This window comes from Acidobacteriota bacterium (genome assembly GCA_022562055.1).
Lineage (GTDB): Bacteria > Actinomycetota > Acidimicrobiia > Spongiisociales > UBA5794 > BMS3BBIN02.
Genome location: JADFQA010000020.1, coordinates 1 through 16,383, shown reverse-complemented (window position 1 = coordinate 16,383; position 16,383 = coordinate 1). Strand labels below are relative to the sequence as shown.

The window sequence follows — 16,383 nt, the reverse complement described above, 5'->3', positions numbered from 1 at the left end:
ACTTATGAGAAAGCGATATACATGGGTTCTGGTGGTAGTCGCCATGGCGTTGGTCGCGGCTGCTTGCGGAAGCACGGCAACCACGACGACGACAACGGCAGGACCCTCCAGTGTCCAAACGACAACTACTGCCGGCGAAGCACCCGTCGTGACAACAACGACGACGGCTCCCACCACTGCCGCCCCCGCAGCCACCATGGCCACGGCGCGAGGCGTGGACGCTGATGCGAAAGTCATCACGCTCGGCCTGCTTGCCGACCTGACTGGCCTGTTCGCCCCGCTAGTCATTGACATTACCGACGCACAAAAAGTGTATTGGGACAACGTCAATGCCGCTGGCGGAATTGACGGGTGGACGGTGGAACTCGTAATTGAGGACACTAACTACGACGTCGAGCAGCACCTCGAGAAGTACGAGAAGATTCGTGGCGATGTCGTCGCGATCAGTCAGTCGACCGGGTCGCCGACAAACGTTGCAACACTCGACTTGTACAAGGAAGACTCGATGCTTGTCATCCCGCTGAGCTGGTACTCCGGCTGGGCGATCCCCGAGTTCGACGGCGGTGTGATGCTTGAGCAGAACACCAACTACTGCGTTGAGGCGATGAACCTCCTTGATTTCATCAACGAGATGGGTGGCACGACGATTGCTCTTGCCACGTTCCCTGGTGACTACGGGCAGGACGCCGCGGCAGGTGTGAAGATCGCCGCCGAGTTCTATGGTATGGAAATCGTCTACGACGGCGAAGCTGCGGTCATCCCCGGCCAGGATCAGACGTCCGTCATTCAGGGCATTGTCGACTCGGGTGCGGACTGGACGTTCCTAACGACCAACCCATCGATTGGTGCAGAGATCCTCGCCGGCGCTGTTCAGGCTGGATACACCGGCTTCTTCACGGCCCCGGGTCCGTCGTACAACGCTGCGCTGCTTGACTCGCCTGTGGGTCCTCTGTACGACGCGGTGTACTATCAGTCGGCGTACAACGTTGCGTGGGGTGTTGATACCCCAGGAAACAACGAGATGATGGAAGCAATGTCGGCGGAGTTCCCAGATCGTCGTCCTTCTGACTCGTTCATCTCGGGTTGGAACGAAGCCATTACGATGCACAAGGTGCTTGCTGCGGCGATTGCTAACTACGACCTCACTCCCGAGGGAGTTGTTGCGGCGGCCAACGGACTGACTTCAGTCGCCTTCGGCGGCTCTGCTCCAGACCAGAGTTACGCCGGTACGCCGAACGACTACGTTCAGCGTTCGCTTGCGATCTTCAAGCCTGACTTGGCGCTGTACACCGCTGCCGGTGGTGCAGACCAGACGCTGTCGCAGGCCGATGGCACGACCGGGTCTCGTCTTGAGAAGGACTTCTTCGTTGGAGATGCTGCCGCGCAGTACGACTTCAACCAGGCTTGTTACGAGCTTTAGTCCAAGACATTCGATGGGGGTGCGGCCTCGCCGCACCCCCATCCCGATAGAGGTGTGAGGAACCCACCCGCAATATGCTTACAGTTGCAAACCTTGAAGTCGTTTACAACGATGTAGTTCTCGTGCTCCGCGGACTCAGTCTTGAGGTTCGCGAAGGGCAAATCGTCGCGTTGCTGGGCGCCAACGGTGCGGGGAAAACGACAACTCTGCGTGCGATTACCGGCCTACTCGACCTTCACGAGGGTGAGGTCACCAAAGGCTCGGTTACGTACAACGGCAGAGACATTCATCGCATTGATGCGTCTCGTGTCGTCAAGGGTGGTATAGCGCAGGTGATGGAGGGACGGAGGGTTTTCGCCGAGATGTCCGTCGATGACAATCTTCGCACCGGGGCAACGACCAACCGCGACCAAAAAAACGTCAAGGAATCGTACGATCGCGTGATGGATATGTTTCCCGTTCTGCAAGAACGGCGGAAAGACACCGCCGGCTACCTTTCTGGTGGCGAACAGCAGATGCTCGCCATTGGTAGGGCATTGATGGCGAACCCTTCGCTGCTCATTCTTGACGAACCATCCCTCGGGCTCGCCCCGATGCTCGTCGCCCAGATACGAGACATCATCGTCGACATCAACAAGGACGGCACCAGCGTTCTGCTCATCGAACAGAACGCCAACATGGCGCTATCGATTGCGAACTACGGGTACATCATGGAGACAGGCAAGGTCGTTATGGATGGCCCCGCTGCGCGACTCCTCAAGGACGAAGACGTGAAGGAGTTTTACCTTGGGCTTCATGGTTCCGGAGAACGAAAGTCGTTCCGAGACGTCAAGCACTACAAACGCCGAAAGAGATGGTTGTCGTGAGTGTTCCGTTGCTCGAATTCGAGAGCGTGAGCCTGGCCTTCAAGGGCGTGAAAGCTCTTTCGGATGTCAGCTTCGCTGTTAACCACGGCGAACTGTTTGCCATTATCGGTCCGAACGGCGCCGGCAAGACGTCAGCGTTCAACTGCGTGAACGGTGTTTACAAACCTCAAGAGGGCGACATCCGCTGGAAGGGAGAGTCGATTCTCGGGCAACGTCCCGACCGTATTGCGAAGCTTGGCATTGCGCGGACGTTTCAAAACATTGAATTGTTCGCCCACATGACCGTGCTCGACAACCTGCTGCTTGGCCGCCATGTTCGGAGTAGCGTCGGCTGGCTGGCGGGAGCGCTGTGGACCAAGAAGGCCCGCACTGAGGAGTTTGCCAACCGGGCGGTGGTCGAAGAGATCATCGACCTTCTAGAGATTGAGTCGTGGCGTGCGTACCCTGTCGCGTTACTGCCGTATGGCATCCAGAAGCGTGTCGAAATGGGTCGTGCCCTCGCAATGGAACCAGAGCTTTTACTTCTCGACGAGCCCGTGGCCGGCATGAACCTTGAGGAGACAGAAGACATGGCGAGATTCATTCTCGATATCCGCCAAGAGCTTGGTACGGCCATCATCCTTGTCGAACACGACATGGGCCTCGTCATGGACATAGCCGACCGAATCCTCGTGCTCGACTTCGGCACTCCGATCGCAACGGGGGTTCCCGCCGACGTGCAGAAGGACCCTGCGGTCATCAAGGCGTATCTCGGCGAAGAGACATCCGTCTAGCGGCGATCGAGCGGGAGTCACTTTATCGGACGGCCGGGAACTCTACCGACGTCATTTGACGTCTACATGAGGGAGACGACAAGGGAGAGGACACCCGCCATGAACAGACTCCGTTTGACCGCAACGCTTGTTGCTGTTGCGCTGATTGCCGCAGCATGCTCGGGCTCGGACACTGATTTTTCTACAACGTCGTTTCCGCCGACGTCGACGACCGGCACTGTGACATCTACCACAACTGCTAGCCCGAGTCCGACGACCACCCTGCCGACGACAACCGCGACACCGTCGACCACGACCGCTCCACCCACCACAACTACGTTGGCAGGCACACCCGTGGACTTTGGGCCGACGGCCGGCAAGGTGCTCGCCGTGGTTGGTGTGGAGTTTGATGACGTTCTCAACGTGCGCCGCGGCCCCGGCGTTGGCGAGGAGATTGTTGCTACCGCAGCTCCTACGTATGCCGCTTTCGTGGCGGCTGGGAACACCCGCCAGTTACCCAGGTCTTTCTGGTATGAAATGAACAAGGATGGCACCACCGGGTGGGTGTCTGCGGCCTTCATCGGGTACCTTGGCGAGGTTGACGACGCAACGGCGGATGTCATTGCGTTCCACGGTGAAACGCCGAGTGGCGACTCCGATCAGACCGTCATCGACGCGGTTGTTGCAGCGTTTGCGTCGGCAGAACCAGCTTCAAGGGTGACCACGACTGTTGCGCTGACCGATGGAGACCTTCACGAGGTTACCGTTGACGTGATCGATCTGGGAGACGACGCGGTGCTTGGTTTCAGGCTCCACATCTTCATACAGGTGGAGGACGGCATCCATGGACTCAAGAGCGTTGAACGGACGCTGCTCTGCACGCGTGGCGTTCTCGGTGGATTCTGCGTCTAGACGGACTATCTGGACATGTCGGTCGTATCGGTAGCCCCGGTGATCAACACGGTCCCGGTGAATGAACCGAGCAGTTTGTCACCGAGCATGATGTCGGACCGGTAGGTAGCCAGCGTTCGTCCTCTGCGCAGCTCCGTACAAGTCGCGACGATCTTGTCCCCTTTGCATGCCGCACCCGAGTAGACCATGTGGACATCTACCGCCACTGCGGCCGGGCCGGCGAGGTTGCTGGCAATCGCAAAGCTGATATCGGCAAGGGCGTAGCTGACTGCGCCGTGGAGCGTGCCGTGGACGTTGCAGTGTTCGGCGGTCACCGTCAGGCCAAGCACCACGGCATCGTTGTCAGCGCGGATGAACTCGACCCCGAGTGTCTTGGCGAACAGATCACCGTCAAAGAGAGTTCTTGCGCGATCCTGTAGGGACATTGTCGAACTGTAGCTGACGGTTTGGACCCTGTTGGGCTAACGGGCGACCGGCCTCGGTTTGGAACGCGAGGAGGGCGACCCTGTGGTGGGTCGCCCTCCTCGTTTGAGGCAGTTCGGTGGCTTTACCTCATCCGTGGCAGCGCCGTCGGGTTTGCTATCCGTCGATAGTGTCGTTCGGTGCTGCGGCACGCAGTGCTTCGACCGCAGCCTTGGCGGCTTCCTTTGCCGCCTTGAGTTCGCTGTGCGAATTGCGCACGGCTTCGCGGTTCGACTTGAGTGTTGCTTCTGCCGGGTTCGGCCAGTCGGATGCGTCGAGGTTGATCACATTGCCTGCAACAGGCGCCACAAGCCTGGCCGCGTTGGCGAGATTCGCCTCGGCCTCGTCGAGGTAGCGAACTGCCTCAGCTACGTCCCACCCGGCTTCTTCAGCGCGAGCGATATGGGCCGCGATCTTTCCGAGTGCTTCTTCGAAACGGGGCACCGCGGCATTGATGCGATCGGCCGCGACGACGAGATACGACTTCGGGGCAATCACCAGGTACACCCGGTAGTCAGTGGCGATCAACGGCACCAGCGAGCGAAGCTCTTCGTAGGTTGTTGCGCCCTCGATACGATCGCCGAGATCGGCGAGACCGCTGGAAGCCGCCGCGTAGTCCGCCAGTAACGACGCCTCATGCTCGTCGGTGAGATGTGGGGCCGCGATGGCTTTCTCTGTCAGACGGTTGAGTGTGACCTGTCGCTTGGCGATTGCTTCAGCGGCCCGTTCCTTGATCTCTTCGATCGGTCGGTCGGTGTCCCGAGCTCGTTCCTGCTCGCGAACAACATCGGTAGGCGCCGTGTCACGCTCTTGGGCAAGAGCTGCGCCTGGGAGGGCAAGGACGACGGCAAACGCCGCTATCACTGCAATGGTTCGATTCTTGTTCATGGGATTATTACTCCTTCGTTTTGCTGTAGTGCGTTGTCAAGATCGTTCAAGATGTCGTCGAGGCCGCTGAACAGGTCGTCGAGGCCGTCGAGGACGTCGTCCAGTTCATCGAGGTCGACGGTGGCGGGGGCCATCGCTGTTGTCGTTGTTGTCGAGGCAGCTGTCGTTGTGGCAACGGTGGTCGTGTCGGCTGCTACCGGCTCGCTTGTGGAGGTCGTCGTTGCAGATGATGAAGTGTCAGACGCGGCACCCTGTGTCTGGGTGTCTGTCCCGGCTGCGCTTTGCGTTGTGTCGGCGGCCGACTCCGCGGTGGTAGTGGTGTTCGTGAGTTCGGTGTTAGCAGGCGTGCAGGCCGCTAGTCCGATGATGAGTGCCGCAGTGGCGATGGTTCCTCTTCGATGCATCGTGGTGATCCCTTGTGTCGATACATCAATAGCTTCGGGCCTACTTGTTAGGTAGGCCCGAAGCTAAGTGTGAGAATTGTGTGAAGTTCTACTCTCGTGTGCGATCTACCAGGCGCCAGGCAGCCGGGAGCAGCCCGCCGGCAATGGTGACCTTGAAGAGGTCGCCTGCAATGAACGGGTATGCGCCGAGTTCTGCGGCGCGGTTCCAATCAACTCCAATGGAGTGCGCAAGCCAGGGGACACCAACCAGGTAGATCACAACTGTGCCGAGCAGGAACGCACCGAGTGCGGTGCTCACTGAACGATCCTGGTTACGTTCGGATAGCCGTCCAACAATCCACGCCGCAATGACGAAACCTACGAGGTACCCGCCTGTTGCACCTGTCGCTGCGGTCCATCCGCCAGCTTGGCCGGCGTAGAACGGCAGCCCGATTGCACCCATGCCCACGTAGAGAAGCTGGCTTGCGGCACCGGCCTTTGCGCCGAGGACACCGCCGGCGAGGAGCACCGCGAGTGTCTGCCCGGTGATTGGTACTGGAGTGAAACCGAGGGGGATCACCAACTGCGCCATTGCAGCAGTGAACAGGGCGAAACCGAACACCAAAGCTGCGGTGATTACTTTCGAGCGAGGAAGGACCGCGCCGAGAAGCACGTTTGATGGGAGAACGGTTTGCACTGGGGACACTCCTTGGTTTCTTGCTGCCGAAGATTACCGGAGTGGAGAGGTGCCCGTGCGGTATCGTCGGAATCTCGCGACCTACCGGATGAGATACTTACCTATCGGATAAAGAAGGCACCGTTCATGCTGTTCGCATCGAACGCACCCGGCGCCGATCCGTCGCGAGCGAACCGGTAGAGCGCCGTCTGGAAAACCACCGCCAGGGCGCTCAACACGACGGCGACAAGCACCAGCCAAGCGACGCCAAGAGCGATCAGAACAACTAGCAAGACTCCGCTGCCCGTGAGAGCGCCCAGCACGATGAGCGCAATGCCAGGAATGGCAACCACAAATCCCAGGAGGCTGAAACCGACTTGTGCTGATAGGTTCTCTCCCCAGGTGCGCTTGAATAGCGTCGCCGACTCGGAGATGGCGTCTTTGACGCTGTATCCCTCAAGGACAAGTAATGGCAGGACTAGGTAGGTGACGACTGCCCATGCCATGCCTACCAGAGAGATGACAATCCGGCCGAGCATCCCGGCACGTTCTTCGAGTGTTCGGAGAATGATCGATATCGTGGCCGAGACCAGCGCCCATTGGAAAATCAACCCGATGGATCCTCGGGCGCCAGCTATTGCTGAGCGGATTGTCGGGTCGCCTCCTGCAAGGCGTTCGTTGGCTGCGTGGATCAACGCGGCGTTGAAGAATACGGTGATGAAGGCGAGAAGCACGTACAGCACAAACAAAAGCACGTACACCAGCGCGCTCACATCTGAGGACTCGTCCGAGATGGTGCCCGATGCAAGGAGAGGCAGGATGAAGGTTGCCATCGTGATCAGGGACGCGACAGCCGACATGACAGGGAGAAGGAGAAGCTCCTTGTCTGCCTTGAGCACCGACCACGATGTCTTGGCCAGCTCGATGGAGTTAGATATGCGTGACATCTCGTAAGTGTACTGGACCGATACCTTGAGTCTCGTGACCTAGGCCAGCCATTGATGTCAGCGGGATGTCACCGCGGGCGGCTGTAATGTTGGTCAGGGTCTCACAATTACCAAAAAACTCCCGGTAGCATGGTTTGCTCATGACAACACCCACCGATACCGACGATCCCCGCTGGCAAGACGTTCCCGAATCGCTGCGACCGAAGAAGAAACTACGAAAGTGGCCCTTCGTTCTCGCTGCGTTCTTCTTGCTCGTTGGCGGTGTGCTGTTCGTCGCCGCGAACACGTCTGTCGAGTATTACGCCCTGTCCCCCGGACCTGTCAATGACGTTGGCGACTACATCGTGGTCGCCGACGACGCTGGCCCATCGAAGGGTCAGCTCTACTTCCTCACCGTATCGCTCAGGGAAATCAGCCTGCTTGAGTACTGGGGCGCTCAGATCGATCCCAAGGTCGATCTCAGCCCGAGGGAGAACATCAGACCGAGGGGTGTGAGCCCCGAGGAACTGCGTCAACAGAACATTGACCTCATGGACCAATCGAAGCAAGCCGCGATCTTTGTGGCGCTCACTCGGCTTGGTTATGAGGTCACGTTCGAGGGCGACGGTGCGATCATCAACAGCGTCATCGATGGTTCAGCTGCGGAAGGAGTGATTGAGGAGGGCGATGTGATTGTCGGTGTGAACGGCGAGACCATCCAGTTCTCGACCGACGCTATCGAGTTCATTGGTGGCCACGCTCCTGGAGACACGATCGAGGTCGAACTTGTCCGGGGTGCAGATAGCGCCAGTCCGCAGACCTTGATGTTCAACATAACGCTAGGACCGTTTCGTGCGGAGGACGCCAATGGCGACCTTGTCGAAGATCTCGATCGCGGGATGGTGGGTGTACTGCTCTCGAACTACAACGCTCGAATCGCTTTCCCGGTCGAGATTGACATCGACACACACAACATTGGCGGACCGTCGGCGGGCTTGATGTTTGCGCTTGAGATCATGGATCGCCTTCTCGACGAGGACCTGACAGCGGGCCTCGCAATAGCTGGTACCGGGATGATTGATCAGGACGGCAATGTCGGCGCCATTGGCGGTATAAAGCAGAAGGTGTACGGCGCAATCACTGCTGGAGCGTCGTACGTTCTGGTGCCGGCGAATAACTTCGACGACGCCGTGGACGCGGCCGGTGACGACATCGGTGTTGTTCGGATCGAAACCATCGACGACGCCCTCACGTTCTTGCGCGGGCTTCAGGGTTGAGTGATACGCGATCGGCTTGCGCGACGGTAATGTTGGCGATCGATGGCTACCACTTCCAGTGCTGATGATCTCAATGGTCGATCCTTCTCGGTTGCTCGCAAGGGGTACAACCGCGACGAGGTCGACAGTTTCCGCCGCGACGCGATAGCGACCATCCGCGACATTGAAGATGATGCGGAGAGGCTTCGACAATCCCTTCAGCAACTCGGCATTGAGGAGGGAGAGTTGCTCCGTGTCGAACTCGACAAGATCGGTCAAGATGTAACGAAGATCCTCCAGGATGCCCGTGCGGCGGCTGAAAACATGCGTACACGGGCGGTTGAAGACTCGGCTCGTTGGCGAAACGAGGCAGATGACGAAGCCCGGATTCGACGAGCAGACGCTACGAAGGCGTCAGAGGCCCTACGAGCAGCTGCGTGGGAGTCCTCTCATGAAATGATCGCGACTGCCAAGGAACAAGCCGAGTCCTTGCTGGCAACAGCCCAGGAGGATGCATTCTTCATGCGTGCGGAGGCTGAGCGTGAGTCGGTGCGTCTTACCGGTAACGCACGCCAGGACGCCGATGCTGTGGTGCGGGAGTCGCAACGCGACGCTGACGAGCTGCTCACCTCCGCCCGCAAGGAAAGCGAGGGGCTGCTCTTTGAGGCGCAGCGGGCTGCTGACTCTGCCCAGCAGCGGGCGAGGGCGCTCGAAGAGCGACGTGCCGAACTCATGGCTGAACTAGAAACTGCCCGCCAGTCGATCAGTGAAATTTCTGCGGCGGCGCATTTGGCGGACTCCGAACCCGAATCCCATCAGAAGTTCATCCCGAGTCCGGAGTCTCAGGGGTGGACGGATGCCGAGGGCACGGTTCGGGTAGTTCTCCCGCTGAAGGCCTCTGAGATCCCCGACGCGGCGGTCGATGCGTTGGCAATGGCCGATGAGGTCGCGGAGCTGCACAAAACGCACCAGTCAGGCGAAGTATTCGATGGCGGCGAGTCCGTTGTAGAGATCGACGAACCAATTCGGGACGCAGATTCAGAGCCGGCCGCGCCCCCCGACACGGATCCCGACTCCGCGCCTGGCGGCCAACACGACGAGTTGGATGAGGTGGTCACACTTTCGGAGTCAGCCGGCTCAGACAGCGAGCCAGCTTCGGCCGAGAGCGAAGCCCCGGTCGACGCACCGGTGGCTGATCCGCCTGTCACCCCATCCGCGGTGCCCGTTCCTAGCGATGTGCCCCAGTCGTCGTCAGATTCGCAAACCGACCTTTCTCACGCCGACGACCAGAAGACGGACACAGGAGAAATCGACGCCCTGTTTGCTGCCCTACGAGATTCCGCGGAAACGACGGTATCCGCCTCGGTTGCTACGGGCGAAGACTTCGAAGGGGCCCCGGTCGAAACTGCGCCGGGGACGAAGCGAAAGCCCGCCGCAAAGCCGGTTCAGCGGCGGAAGACTGCGGTCGTGAGAGAAGCCGCGATTAGCGAGGTGATCGATCAGTCTCGCGACGATCAGCGTGTCAAACTGACGCTTCCGCTTGAGAACCGCACGTTACGTCTCGTTAAAAAACACATCGTTGCTATCCAGAACCACGCGCTAGAGGAACTGCGGACAAGTGATCAACAATGGCGCCCATCAGTCACAGAAGTCGACGGTTCGCTGGTCAGCGACATTGACCAGCTTGTCAGGGAGGCGCACATCGCCGGGTATTCGGCAGAGGCTGAACGGCAGGGCGTGGCCGCATCGCAGCCCGGCGACCCTGCACACGGCACCGGCGGAAAAGAATTTCTTGATGACCTTCTTGATGCTGTCAATGCGGCTATCGAGCGTGCGGTCAGTTCTGGTGCAGGGGGGCGCCAGGTTGCAAGCGCCGCCAGCAAAGTGTTCCGTGCGTGGCGTTCCGACGAGGCTGAACGCCGGCTGCGGTCCGCTGCTCGAGCTGCGTATGACGCTGGTTCGGACGAACTCGGCCCCGATGGTCTTGTAATCGAATAGAATGACCCCGTGATTGAGTTTCCGCGCAACGTGCGCCGCCCCAGTGTAAAACAGTCGAGAATCGGTCTCTACGCGGCGATCGCGTTCGGCGCGATCATCCTTCTACGTGCCGTTACAGTTCTTTGGACAGACTATCTCTGGTATGACTCTGTCAATCAGACGTCGGTTTGGTCGACGTTGGTGTTCACAAAGTTCTGGTTGATGTTGGTCGCGTTTGTTGTCGCTTTTGCGGTGATATGGGGAAACATGCGGCTTGTCAACCGCATCTCGCCGCCGATTCCCCCACACCCGGACGACGTTGACGCCGAGCTGCTCGAACGTTTCCAAGAGTGGGTCGGACCCCGGATTGCGAAGGTCAGGCTTGCGGTTGCCGCGTTCCTTGCCGGCATGGTCGCCCTCGGCGCAGGAGCGTTCTGGCGTGAGTGGCTGTTCTTCCGTTCCTCAGAATCCTTTGGGATCAACGACCCGGTGTTTGGCAACGACTTGTCGCGCTACGTGTTTGAGCTGCCATTCTATCGGGCGTCATTCGGTTGGATTTTCCAACTTCTGATCGTCACTGCGATCGTCGTTGCGGCATTGCACTATTTCAACGGTGCTATCCAGGTGGCGTCCGGTCGCCCCGTTGGATCGGGTGTCAAAATGCACATGTCACTTTTGTTTGCTGGCATTGCGTTGCTCAAGGCGTTTGGGTACCTCCTCGACAAATGGAGTCTCGTTTACTCTGAGCGAGGCGAAGTGTTTGGTGTCTCGTACACCGATTTCCACGCAAAACGTCCCGCCTTGAATTTGTTGATCTTTATCTCGATCATTGCCGCCCTCATCCTTGTAGTGAACGTTTTTTTGCGGGGATGGGTGTTACCGGTTGTTGCGCTGGCATTGTGGCTGTTCACGTCGATCGTCATCGGCGGGATCTACCCGGCATTCATTCAACGTTTTCGAGTCGATCCCGAGGCGGTGAGTCGTGAAGAGCCGTTCGTGGAGTACAACATCGAGTTCACAAGACGGGCGTACGACATTGAGGACATCGAAGTAATCCCGTTCGCCGCGTCCGCTGCACTCACGGGCGAGGGTATTGCCAATAACTCGCAGACGATCGACAATATCCGGCTGTGGGACCCCTCGGTGTTGGAGCCCACATACAAGAAACTCCAAGAGATCCGCACGTTTTACTCGCTTCCCGATGTTGACGTCGACCGCTACGTAATCGATGGTGAACTGACGCAGGTGATGATCTCGGGACGGGAGCTTGATGAGGCAAACCTTCCGTCGAGCGGGTGGGTCACCGAAACGTTTGTGTACACGCACGGTTTTGGCGCGGTTCTGTCACCCGCAAACGCGGTCACCATAAACGGTCAACCCGACTTCTTTGTCCAGGACATCCCGCCGACCACCACCAATGATGTGTTCCTCATTGATGAGCCGCGCATTTACTTTGGTGACGAGTCAGGTACGTCGTACAAGATTGTCAACACCGATGAGCCTGAGGCTGACTTCCCCGACGACATTGGCGGCGAGCGAATTGTCTATGGTTCCTACTCGGGTACGGGCGGGGTTCAGTTGTCGAGCGTCTTCCGCCGTGCCGCGTTTGCGACTCGGTTCCTCAACCTCGATACACTCATCTCTGGACAAATCCGTACTGACTCTCGCCTGCTGCTCATCCGCAACGTACGCGAGCGCGTCGAGCGCATTGCGCCGTTCCTGTCGAGCGATGACGACCCCTATCTTGTTGTGCTTGATGGCCGGCTGGTGTGGGTTGTTGACCTCTACACAACGACCAATCAATACCCGTTCGCTGAACGGGCCGAGACCGGGCGCCTGTCGGCCATCGGCCGGTCCTCAAGCCTGTCCAACAACTTCAACTACATCCGGAACTCGGTGAAGGCGCTGGTCGACGCCGAGAGCGGAGAGATAAACCTCTACGTGATCGACCCGAGCGACCCGCTGATACGTTCCCAGCAGCGCATCTTTCCCGGCCTGTTCAAAGATGCATCAGAGTTGCCCGAAGGAATAGCTGAGCACTTCCGCTACCCCGAGGCGATGTTCCGAGTGCAGTCAGATATGTACCTCAACTACCACATCACCGACGCAAGGGAGTTCTTCTCGTTGGTTGATCCGTGGCAGATAGCCCGTGACCCGTCGACCTCTTCCACAGAAGTGTTCCGCGAGCCCTCGTTCAACTTAACTACGAGTGACCGGCCCATGTCGCCGTACTACCTGCTGATGGAGCTACCCGGCGAAGAAGATTTGTCGTTCATATTGATGCAGCCATTTACGCCGGCCGAGCGTCCAAACATGGTTGCGTTCCTGGTCGCAAAGTCGGATCCCGGTTCGTATGGCGATCTGATCGTGTACACGCTGCCGGCGGATGCCTCGCAAGCCGGCCCGGGCCAGGTTGGCGACTTCATTAACCAGAACACCGAGATTTCAGCGCAGTTCACCCTGTGGGGCCAGACAGGTTCGACCGTGGTGAAGGGCAACATGCAGGTCATACCAATTGACGAGTCGCTGCTGTATGTGCAGCCGATCTATCTGCGCGCCGATTCTGCGTCGGGAGGGACCGACGGTGGTATCCCCGAGCTCAAGCAGGTTGTTGTGTCGTTCGATGGGCAGATTGTCATGCGTAAGACTCTCGATGAGGCAATCTCGGTGATCTTCGACGACACCGGTGTGCCTGTTGAGCCGGTGGATCCGTCCGAGACGCCCACGACAACACCTCCGCCAACGCCGATCGGGGACGGCAGCGTTGCAGACCTCATTGTGCAAGCGCAAGTGGCGTTCGACGATGCCAACGCCGCGCTGAAATCCGGTGACCTCGCCAAGTACGCAGAGTTTGTGCAACTTGCTGAGGATCTGGTGACAAGGGCCGCCAATCTTGCCGCAAGCAACTAGGCGGTTTGCGCTTCGGTGATAGCGCAGAGTATCTCAGGGCAGACGTTGTGATTCGATGACAGCAGTGGCCCCTCTCCCGTGTATTGGGAGAGGGGCCACTGGATTGTTGCGGTCCCACGGTGTGGGGCCGACTGGGATCAGATGAGGACGTTATCCGATCCAGATTTCTGCTTTGGGTAGGTCGTCGGAGTTGTTGCCGAGCTCGTAGAGAACGTGATCGGCCGCGTTTCCCGGCGCTTTGCCGACCAGGGGTTTCAACACGAACGGTGTTGGTGCATCGTCTGGTGAGGGCTCGACCGAGATGACGATTGGCAGCTCACGTAGGTCTGTGGGGAAGGTCAATCCGTCTGGTGCGTTGCGGAGGAAATCCTCGCCAGGGAACGGCGGTGTGTCGCCTTCACCCTTGAACGGTTCGCCGCTATCGGCACCCTCAGCGCTGAGGAACGTGCCGGTGCTGACCGGTGTCCCATCGATGACAGCCCATCCCTCGTAGGTCCAACCCGCGGGGAGCGTGGGCAGTGTCAAAGAGGCCGAAGGTCCCGATGGGTCGAGGAACCAAACCCCAGACAACTCGTCCGTGTCGTTTCCGTTCGATGGGGTTGCAAGAATGAACTGTCCGGTGGCATCGGAGAAGTCAGTGCCGAGGGCGGCAGGGTGGTCGATGGTGAGTTCTGACTTTCCATCTGAGTCGACGTCACCCGCAACGAAGTGAGTGTCAGATGGAATGGCATCTGTGTCACCCTCTGGTTCGATCGTCACGATGATCGTGGTGGCCGCGGCGAGATCTTCCTCGATGTGGAAGCCCTTGATCTCGTCACCATCGAGGCTGACGGTCTTGCCGTCGACAACGTTGAACTTGCCGGTAGAGACTGGAGCACCGTCGATGACGGCCCAGCCCTCATAGTGGACACCGTTTGCAAGGGTTGGAAAGTTTGAGACGTCAAAGTGCAGACCTGGTCCGCCCGCCATCATGGCGTCGACGTCCTCGGAATCTTCTTCCATGGCGTCGTCGGAATCTTCTTCCATGGCCTCTTCTTCCATGGCTTCTTCCGAGTCTTCCCCCATGGCTTCGTCGCTGTCTTCCATGGCCTCGTCGGTGGAGTCTTCCTGCTCGGCGAGTGCCTCAGCAGCGACGTCAGCCGACTCGTCAGCGGCATCGCTGGACCCGCCGCTACATGCGGCGAACACCATCAGGCTGGCGAGCACGAGGGCGAGAAGCCGACGTTTCGATAGGAACTGATTCATGTGTGATCTTCCTTGCTTGAGCTGGCCAATGCGTGACCGTTCTTGCCCAAACAACCACAAGCGCAACGCCATGTGTTGCGAATAGAGAAGTGTTCACAAACCGTTCCGTACGCGTTCACAAACCTGCAAGAACCGCCCCGTGACGGTGCACGAACTGGGGTTTCCACGTCCCACGTGCGGGTTGTCCAGTCTGAGTATCCAAGGTGTCGCGCTGGCGAGGCACCGTGTTTTGGGATTGTCCTGCGGTTCCGTTACCATCTCGCCTTCACACGACGCGGGGTGGAGCAGTCTGGTAGCTCGTCGGGCTCATAACCCGAAGGTCGCGGGTTCAAATCCCGCCCCCGCTACAACTAGAAACCCTTGAGACATTGACGTTCTCAAGGGTTTCGTCGTTTCCGGAATCAGTGCCAAACACCCCATGTCAAACCTGTGTCAAACGTTTGGATGGTTCGCCCTGGGATTCTTGGAGGCTTTTGAGTGTGGAAAGATGAGGGTTATGACAAAGGAAATCACACCGGGAAGGCCGACGACTCGTCGGTATACAAGCGATGAGAAGGATCAGGCTGTTCGGCTGGTTTTTGAGCTGCGGAGGGAGCTGGGGACGTCTCAGGGAACAGTGGTTCGGGTCGCGGACCAGTTGGGGTACGGCACCGAGTCGGTTCGGCGGTGGGTAGTTGGCGCGGAGATCGACGCTGGGGACGCACCTGGTATGTCGGGGGTTGAGCGCGCAAAGATGAAGAAGTTGGAGCAGGACAAGACATCATGATTCCTGTTCCAGCATGGTCCTATCTATACACGAGGCGGCAATTTCCAGCTCGCGGTATCATGGCTTGGGCTGTGCTAGCTGGAAATGGGTCGTCGTCGGACAACCGACGGGTTTTTGCGGGGCAACTAGCACGGCTCTTTTCTATCTCTCTCACAAATGCGCGGGTTTTGTTACGTCGTGGTAATGGCGTGTTTTGGCGTCTGACACGCAGACGTGTTCTACTCTACAGTAGACGTCGCCTTTGGAATGCTGTCCGGCAAGAAAGCTGTGTGGACGAAACAGCTCTTGTCGGCGTGGACCCAGACGCACTCCATAGCGTCAAGCAGATGCGTGCATTCTTGGCGCAACCTGCGCTTAGTCGTGGCCCAACCAAGCCGGTCAGCGTGGCGACCAGCGCGGCTCTCCTTTGTCGTAGCCATCGGGCTGTGACCGACTATAGAACGTGTCTAGCTGCTACAGGCCGGTTGCTCGTTGTTCCTCAGTACGAGCGTTTACGAGAGCATCAGCTTAACCTACGAGCAAAGGCGCTAGGTCCAGGAGAATTCATCAACAAGGGATGGGTCTACCGGCGATGTTCTGACATCGTTGTTCTACGAAACAGTATGGGCGATGTTATTTCATGGCCTGTCCGCATCCAAGGAAAGCTCCAGCCACGTCGATACTTTTCCAATGCTAAACAGCTAGAACGTTGGGTCGCTAAAGGTAGAAAAGTAGCAAGGGACGCTGTTGTCAAAGTCTTTGACGACTGGGTATCTGTGGCGAACGTTTTGCGCGTGGTAAGAGGAACGTATATATACGAATATGGTGACCTATACCCAGCGCAAAACGTTCGTGTGGAAGCTGCTGCATGATTGGCTTTACAGCGGGTTGCCGCTTGAGGTAAGGTGACGGCTGTCAAGGTCAAAGTCGCAGGGTTGATTGAGTTTGGTGAGGGTATGCTGGTA

At 58.5% G+C, this 16,383-nt stretch carries 15 protein-coding genes and 1 tRNA gene; 9 read left to right on the top strand and 7 right to left on the bottom strand.

Annotated elements, in window-relative coordinates:
- The first annotated feature begins 4 nt into the window (after positions 1–4).
- The 3 genes from IIC71_08395 to IIC71_08385 all read left to right on the top strand — a co-directional run bounded on the left by IIC71_08395 (position 5) and on the right by IIC71_08385 (position 3,059).
- Positions 5–1,420: an ABC transporter substrate-binding protein gene (locus IIC71_08395; GenBank protein ID MCH7669202.1), complete on the top strand. Its 1,416-nt coding sequence runs from the start codon at positions 5–7 to the stop codon at positions 1,418–1,420.
- Between the two features lie 74 nt (positions 1,421–1,494).
- A complete protein-coding gene (locus IIC71_08390) occupies positions 1,495–2,286 on the top strand; it encodes an ABC transporter ATP-binding protein (GenBank protein ID MCH7669201.1) in 792 nt (263 codons plus the stop codon).
- The gene (locus tag IIC71_08385) at positions 2,274–3,059 is read left to right on the top strand and encodes an ABC transporter ATP-binding protein (protein ID MCH7669200.1); all 786 of its coding nucleotides are present in this window, start codon (positions 2,274–2,276) and stop codon (positions 3,057–3,059) included. Before IIC71_08390 ends, IIC71_08385 begins: the two co-directional genes overlap by 13 nt.
- 62 nt (positions 3,060–3,121) lie before the next feature.
- Here the strand turns inward: IIC71_08385 and IIC71_08380 are convergent, their stop codons facing one another.
- Positions 3,122–3,388, bottom strand: coding sequence for a hypothetical protein (locus tag IIC71_08380; protein MCH7669199.1), 267 nt, complete (start codon positions 3,386–3,388; stop codon positions 3,122–3,124).
- 4 nt (positions 3,389–3,392) lie between these two features.
- Between IIC71_08380 and IIC71_08375 the strand changes: the two genes are divergently transcribed.
- Positions 3,393–3,950, top strand: a complete 558-nt coding sequence (locus tag IIC71_08375; GenBank protein MCH7669198.1) for an SH3 domain-containing protein — start codon at positions 3,393–3,395, stop codon at positions 3,948–3,950.
- A gap of 5 nt (positions 3,951–3,955) precedes the next feature.
- On the opposite strand, the gene IIC71_08370 is transcribed toward IIC71_08375, so the two are convergent.
- The 5 genes from IIC71_08370 to IIC71_08350 all read right to left on the bottom strand — a co-directional run bounded on the left by IIC71_08370 (position 3,956) and on the right by IIC71_08350 (position 7,306).
- Positions 3,956–4,375: a hotdog fold thioesterase gene (locus IIC71_08370; GenBank protein MCH7669197.1), complete on the bottom strand. Its 420-nt coding sequence runs from the start codon at positions 4,373–4,375 to the stop codon at positions 3,956–3,958.
- A gap of 154 nt (positions 4,376–4,529) precedes the next feature.
- A complete protein-coding gene (locus IIC71_08365; protein MCH7669196.1) occupies positions 4,530–5,300 on the bottom strand; it encodes a hypothetical protein in 771 nt (256 codons plus the stop codon).
- Positions 5,297–5,704: a hypothetical protein gene (locus IIC71_08360; protein MCH7669195.1), complete on the bottom strand. Its 408-nt coding sequence runs from the start codon at positions 5,702–5,704 to the stop codon at positions 5,297–5,299. The genes IIC71_08365 and IIC71_08360 overlap by 4 nt, the downstream gene beginning before the upstream one ends.
- Positions 5,705–5,792: 88 nt before the next feature.
- Positions 5,793–6,380, bottom strand: coding sequence for a biotin transporter BioY (locus IIC71_08355; protein MCH7669194.1), 588 nt, complete (start codon positions 6,378–6,380; stop codon positions 5,793–5,795).
- Positions 6,381–6,481: 101 nt separating this feature from the next.
- Complete coding sequence (locus tag IIC71_08350) at positions 6,482–7,306, bottom strand: hypothetical protein (protein ID MCH7669193.1); 825 nt, start codon at positions 7,304–7,306, stop codon at positions 6,482–6,484.
- A gap of 140 nt (positions 7,307–7,446) precedes the next feature.
- Between IIC71_08350 and IIC71_08345 the strand changes: the two genes are divergently transcribed.
- From IIC71_08345 to IIC71_08335, 3 genes are read left to right on the top strand one after another with little or no spacing between them, the layout of a single operon-like run.
- The gene (locus IIC71_08345) at positions 7,447–8,562 is read left to right on the top strand and encodes a PDZ domain-containing protein (protein ID MCH7669192.1); all 1,116 of its coding nucleotides are present in this window, start codon (positions 7,447–7,449) and stop codon (positions 8,560–8,562) included.
- Between the two features lie 42 nt (positions 8,563–8,604).
- Complete coding sequence (locus IIC71_08340; protein MCH7669191.1) at positions 8,605–10,539, top strand: hypothetical protein; 1,935 nt, start codon at positions 8,605–8,607, stop codon at positions 10,537–10,539.
- Positions 10,540–10,548: 9 nt separating this feature from the next.
- Positions 10,549–13,428, top strand: coding sequence for a UPF0182 family protein (locus IIC71_08335; protein ID MCH7669190.1), 2,880 nt, complete (start codon positions 10,549–10,551; stop codon positions 13,426–13,428).
- Positions 13,429–13,578: 150 nt separating this feature from the next.
- Here the strand turns inward: IIC71_08335 and IIC71_08330 are convergent, their stop codons facing one another.
- The gene (locus IIC71_08330) at positions 13,579–14,673 is read right to left on the bottom strand and encodes an anti-sigma factor (protein MCH7669189.1); all 1,095 of its coding nucleotides are present in this window, start codon (positions 14,671–14,673) and stop codon (positions 13,579–13,581) included.
- Between the two features lie 273 nt (positions 14,674–14,946).
- Between IIC71_08330 and IIC71_08325 the strand changes: the two genes are divergently transcribed.
- Both IIC71_08325 and IIC71_08320 read left to right on the top strand, forming a co-directional pair.
- Positions 14,947–15,020: transfer RNA gene (locus IIC71_08325), tRNA-Met, on the top strand.
- A gap of 140 nt (positions 15,021–15,160) precedes the next feature.
- A complete protein-coding gene (locus tag IIC71_08320) occupies positions 15,161–15,439 on the top strand; it encodes a hypothetical protein (protein ID MCH7669188.1) in 279 nt (92 codons plus the stop codon).
- The last annotated feature ends 944 nt before the right edge of the window (positions 15,440–16,383 follow it).

Coding starts and splice junctions, on each gene's coding strand:
- IIC71_08395 (MCH7669202.1), top strand. CDS start 5: ATGAGAAAGCGATATACATGGGTTCTGGTGGTAGTCGCCATGGCGTTG.
- IIC71_08390 (MCH7669201.1), top strand. CDS start 1,495: ATGCTTACAGTTGCAAACCTTGAAGTCGTTTACAACGATGTAGTTCTC.
- IIC71_08385 (MCH7669200.1), top strand. CDS start 2,274: ATGGTTGTCGTGAGTGTTCCGTTGCTCGAATTCGAGAGCGTGAGCCTG.
- IIC71_08370 (MCH7669197.1), bottom strand. CDS start 4,375: ATGTCCCTACAGGATCGCGCAAGAACTCTCTTTGACGGTGATCTGTTC.
- IIC71_08365 (MCH7669196.1), bottom strand. CDS start 5,300: ATGAACAAGAATCGAACCATTGCAGTGATAGCGGCGTTTGCCGTCGTC.
- IIC71_08360 (MCH7669195.1), bottom strand. CDS start 5,704: ATGCATCGAAGAGGAACCATCGCCACTGCGGCACTCATCATCGGACTA.
- IIC71_08350 (MCH7669193.1), bottom strand. CDS start 7,306: ATGTCACGCATATCTAACTCCATCGAGCTGGCCAAGACATCGTGGTCG.
- IIC71_08345 (MCH7669192.1), top strand. CDS start 7,447: ATGACAACACCCACCGATACCGACGATCCCCGCTGGCAAGACGTTCCC.
- IIC71_08340 (MCH7669191.1), top strand. CDS start 8,605: ATGGCTACCACTTCCAGTGCTGATGATCTCAATGGTCGATCCTTCTCG.
- IIC71_08330 (MCH7669189.1), bottom strand. CDS start 14,673: ATGAATCAGTTCCTATCGAAACGTCGGCTTCTCGCCCTCGTGCTCGCC.
- IIC71_08320 (MCH7669188.1), top strand. CDS start 15,161: ATGAGGGTTATGACAAAGGAAATCACACCGGGAAGGCCGACGACTCGT.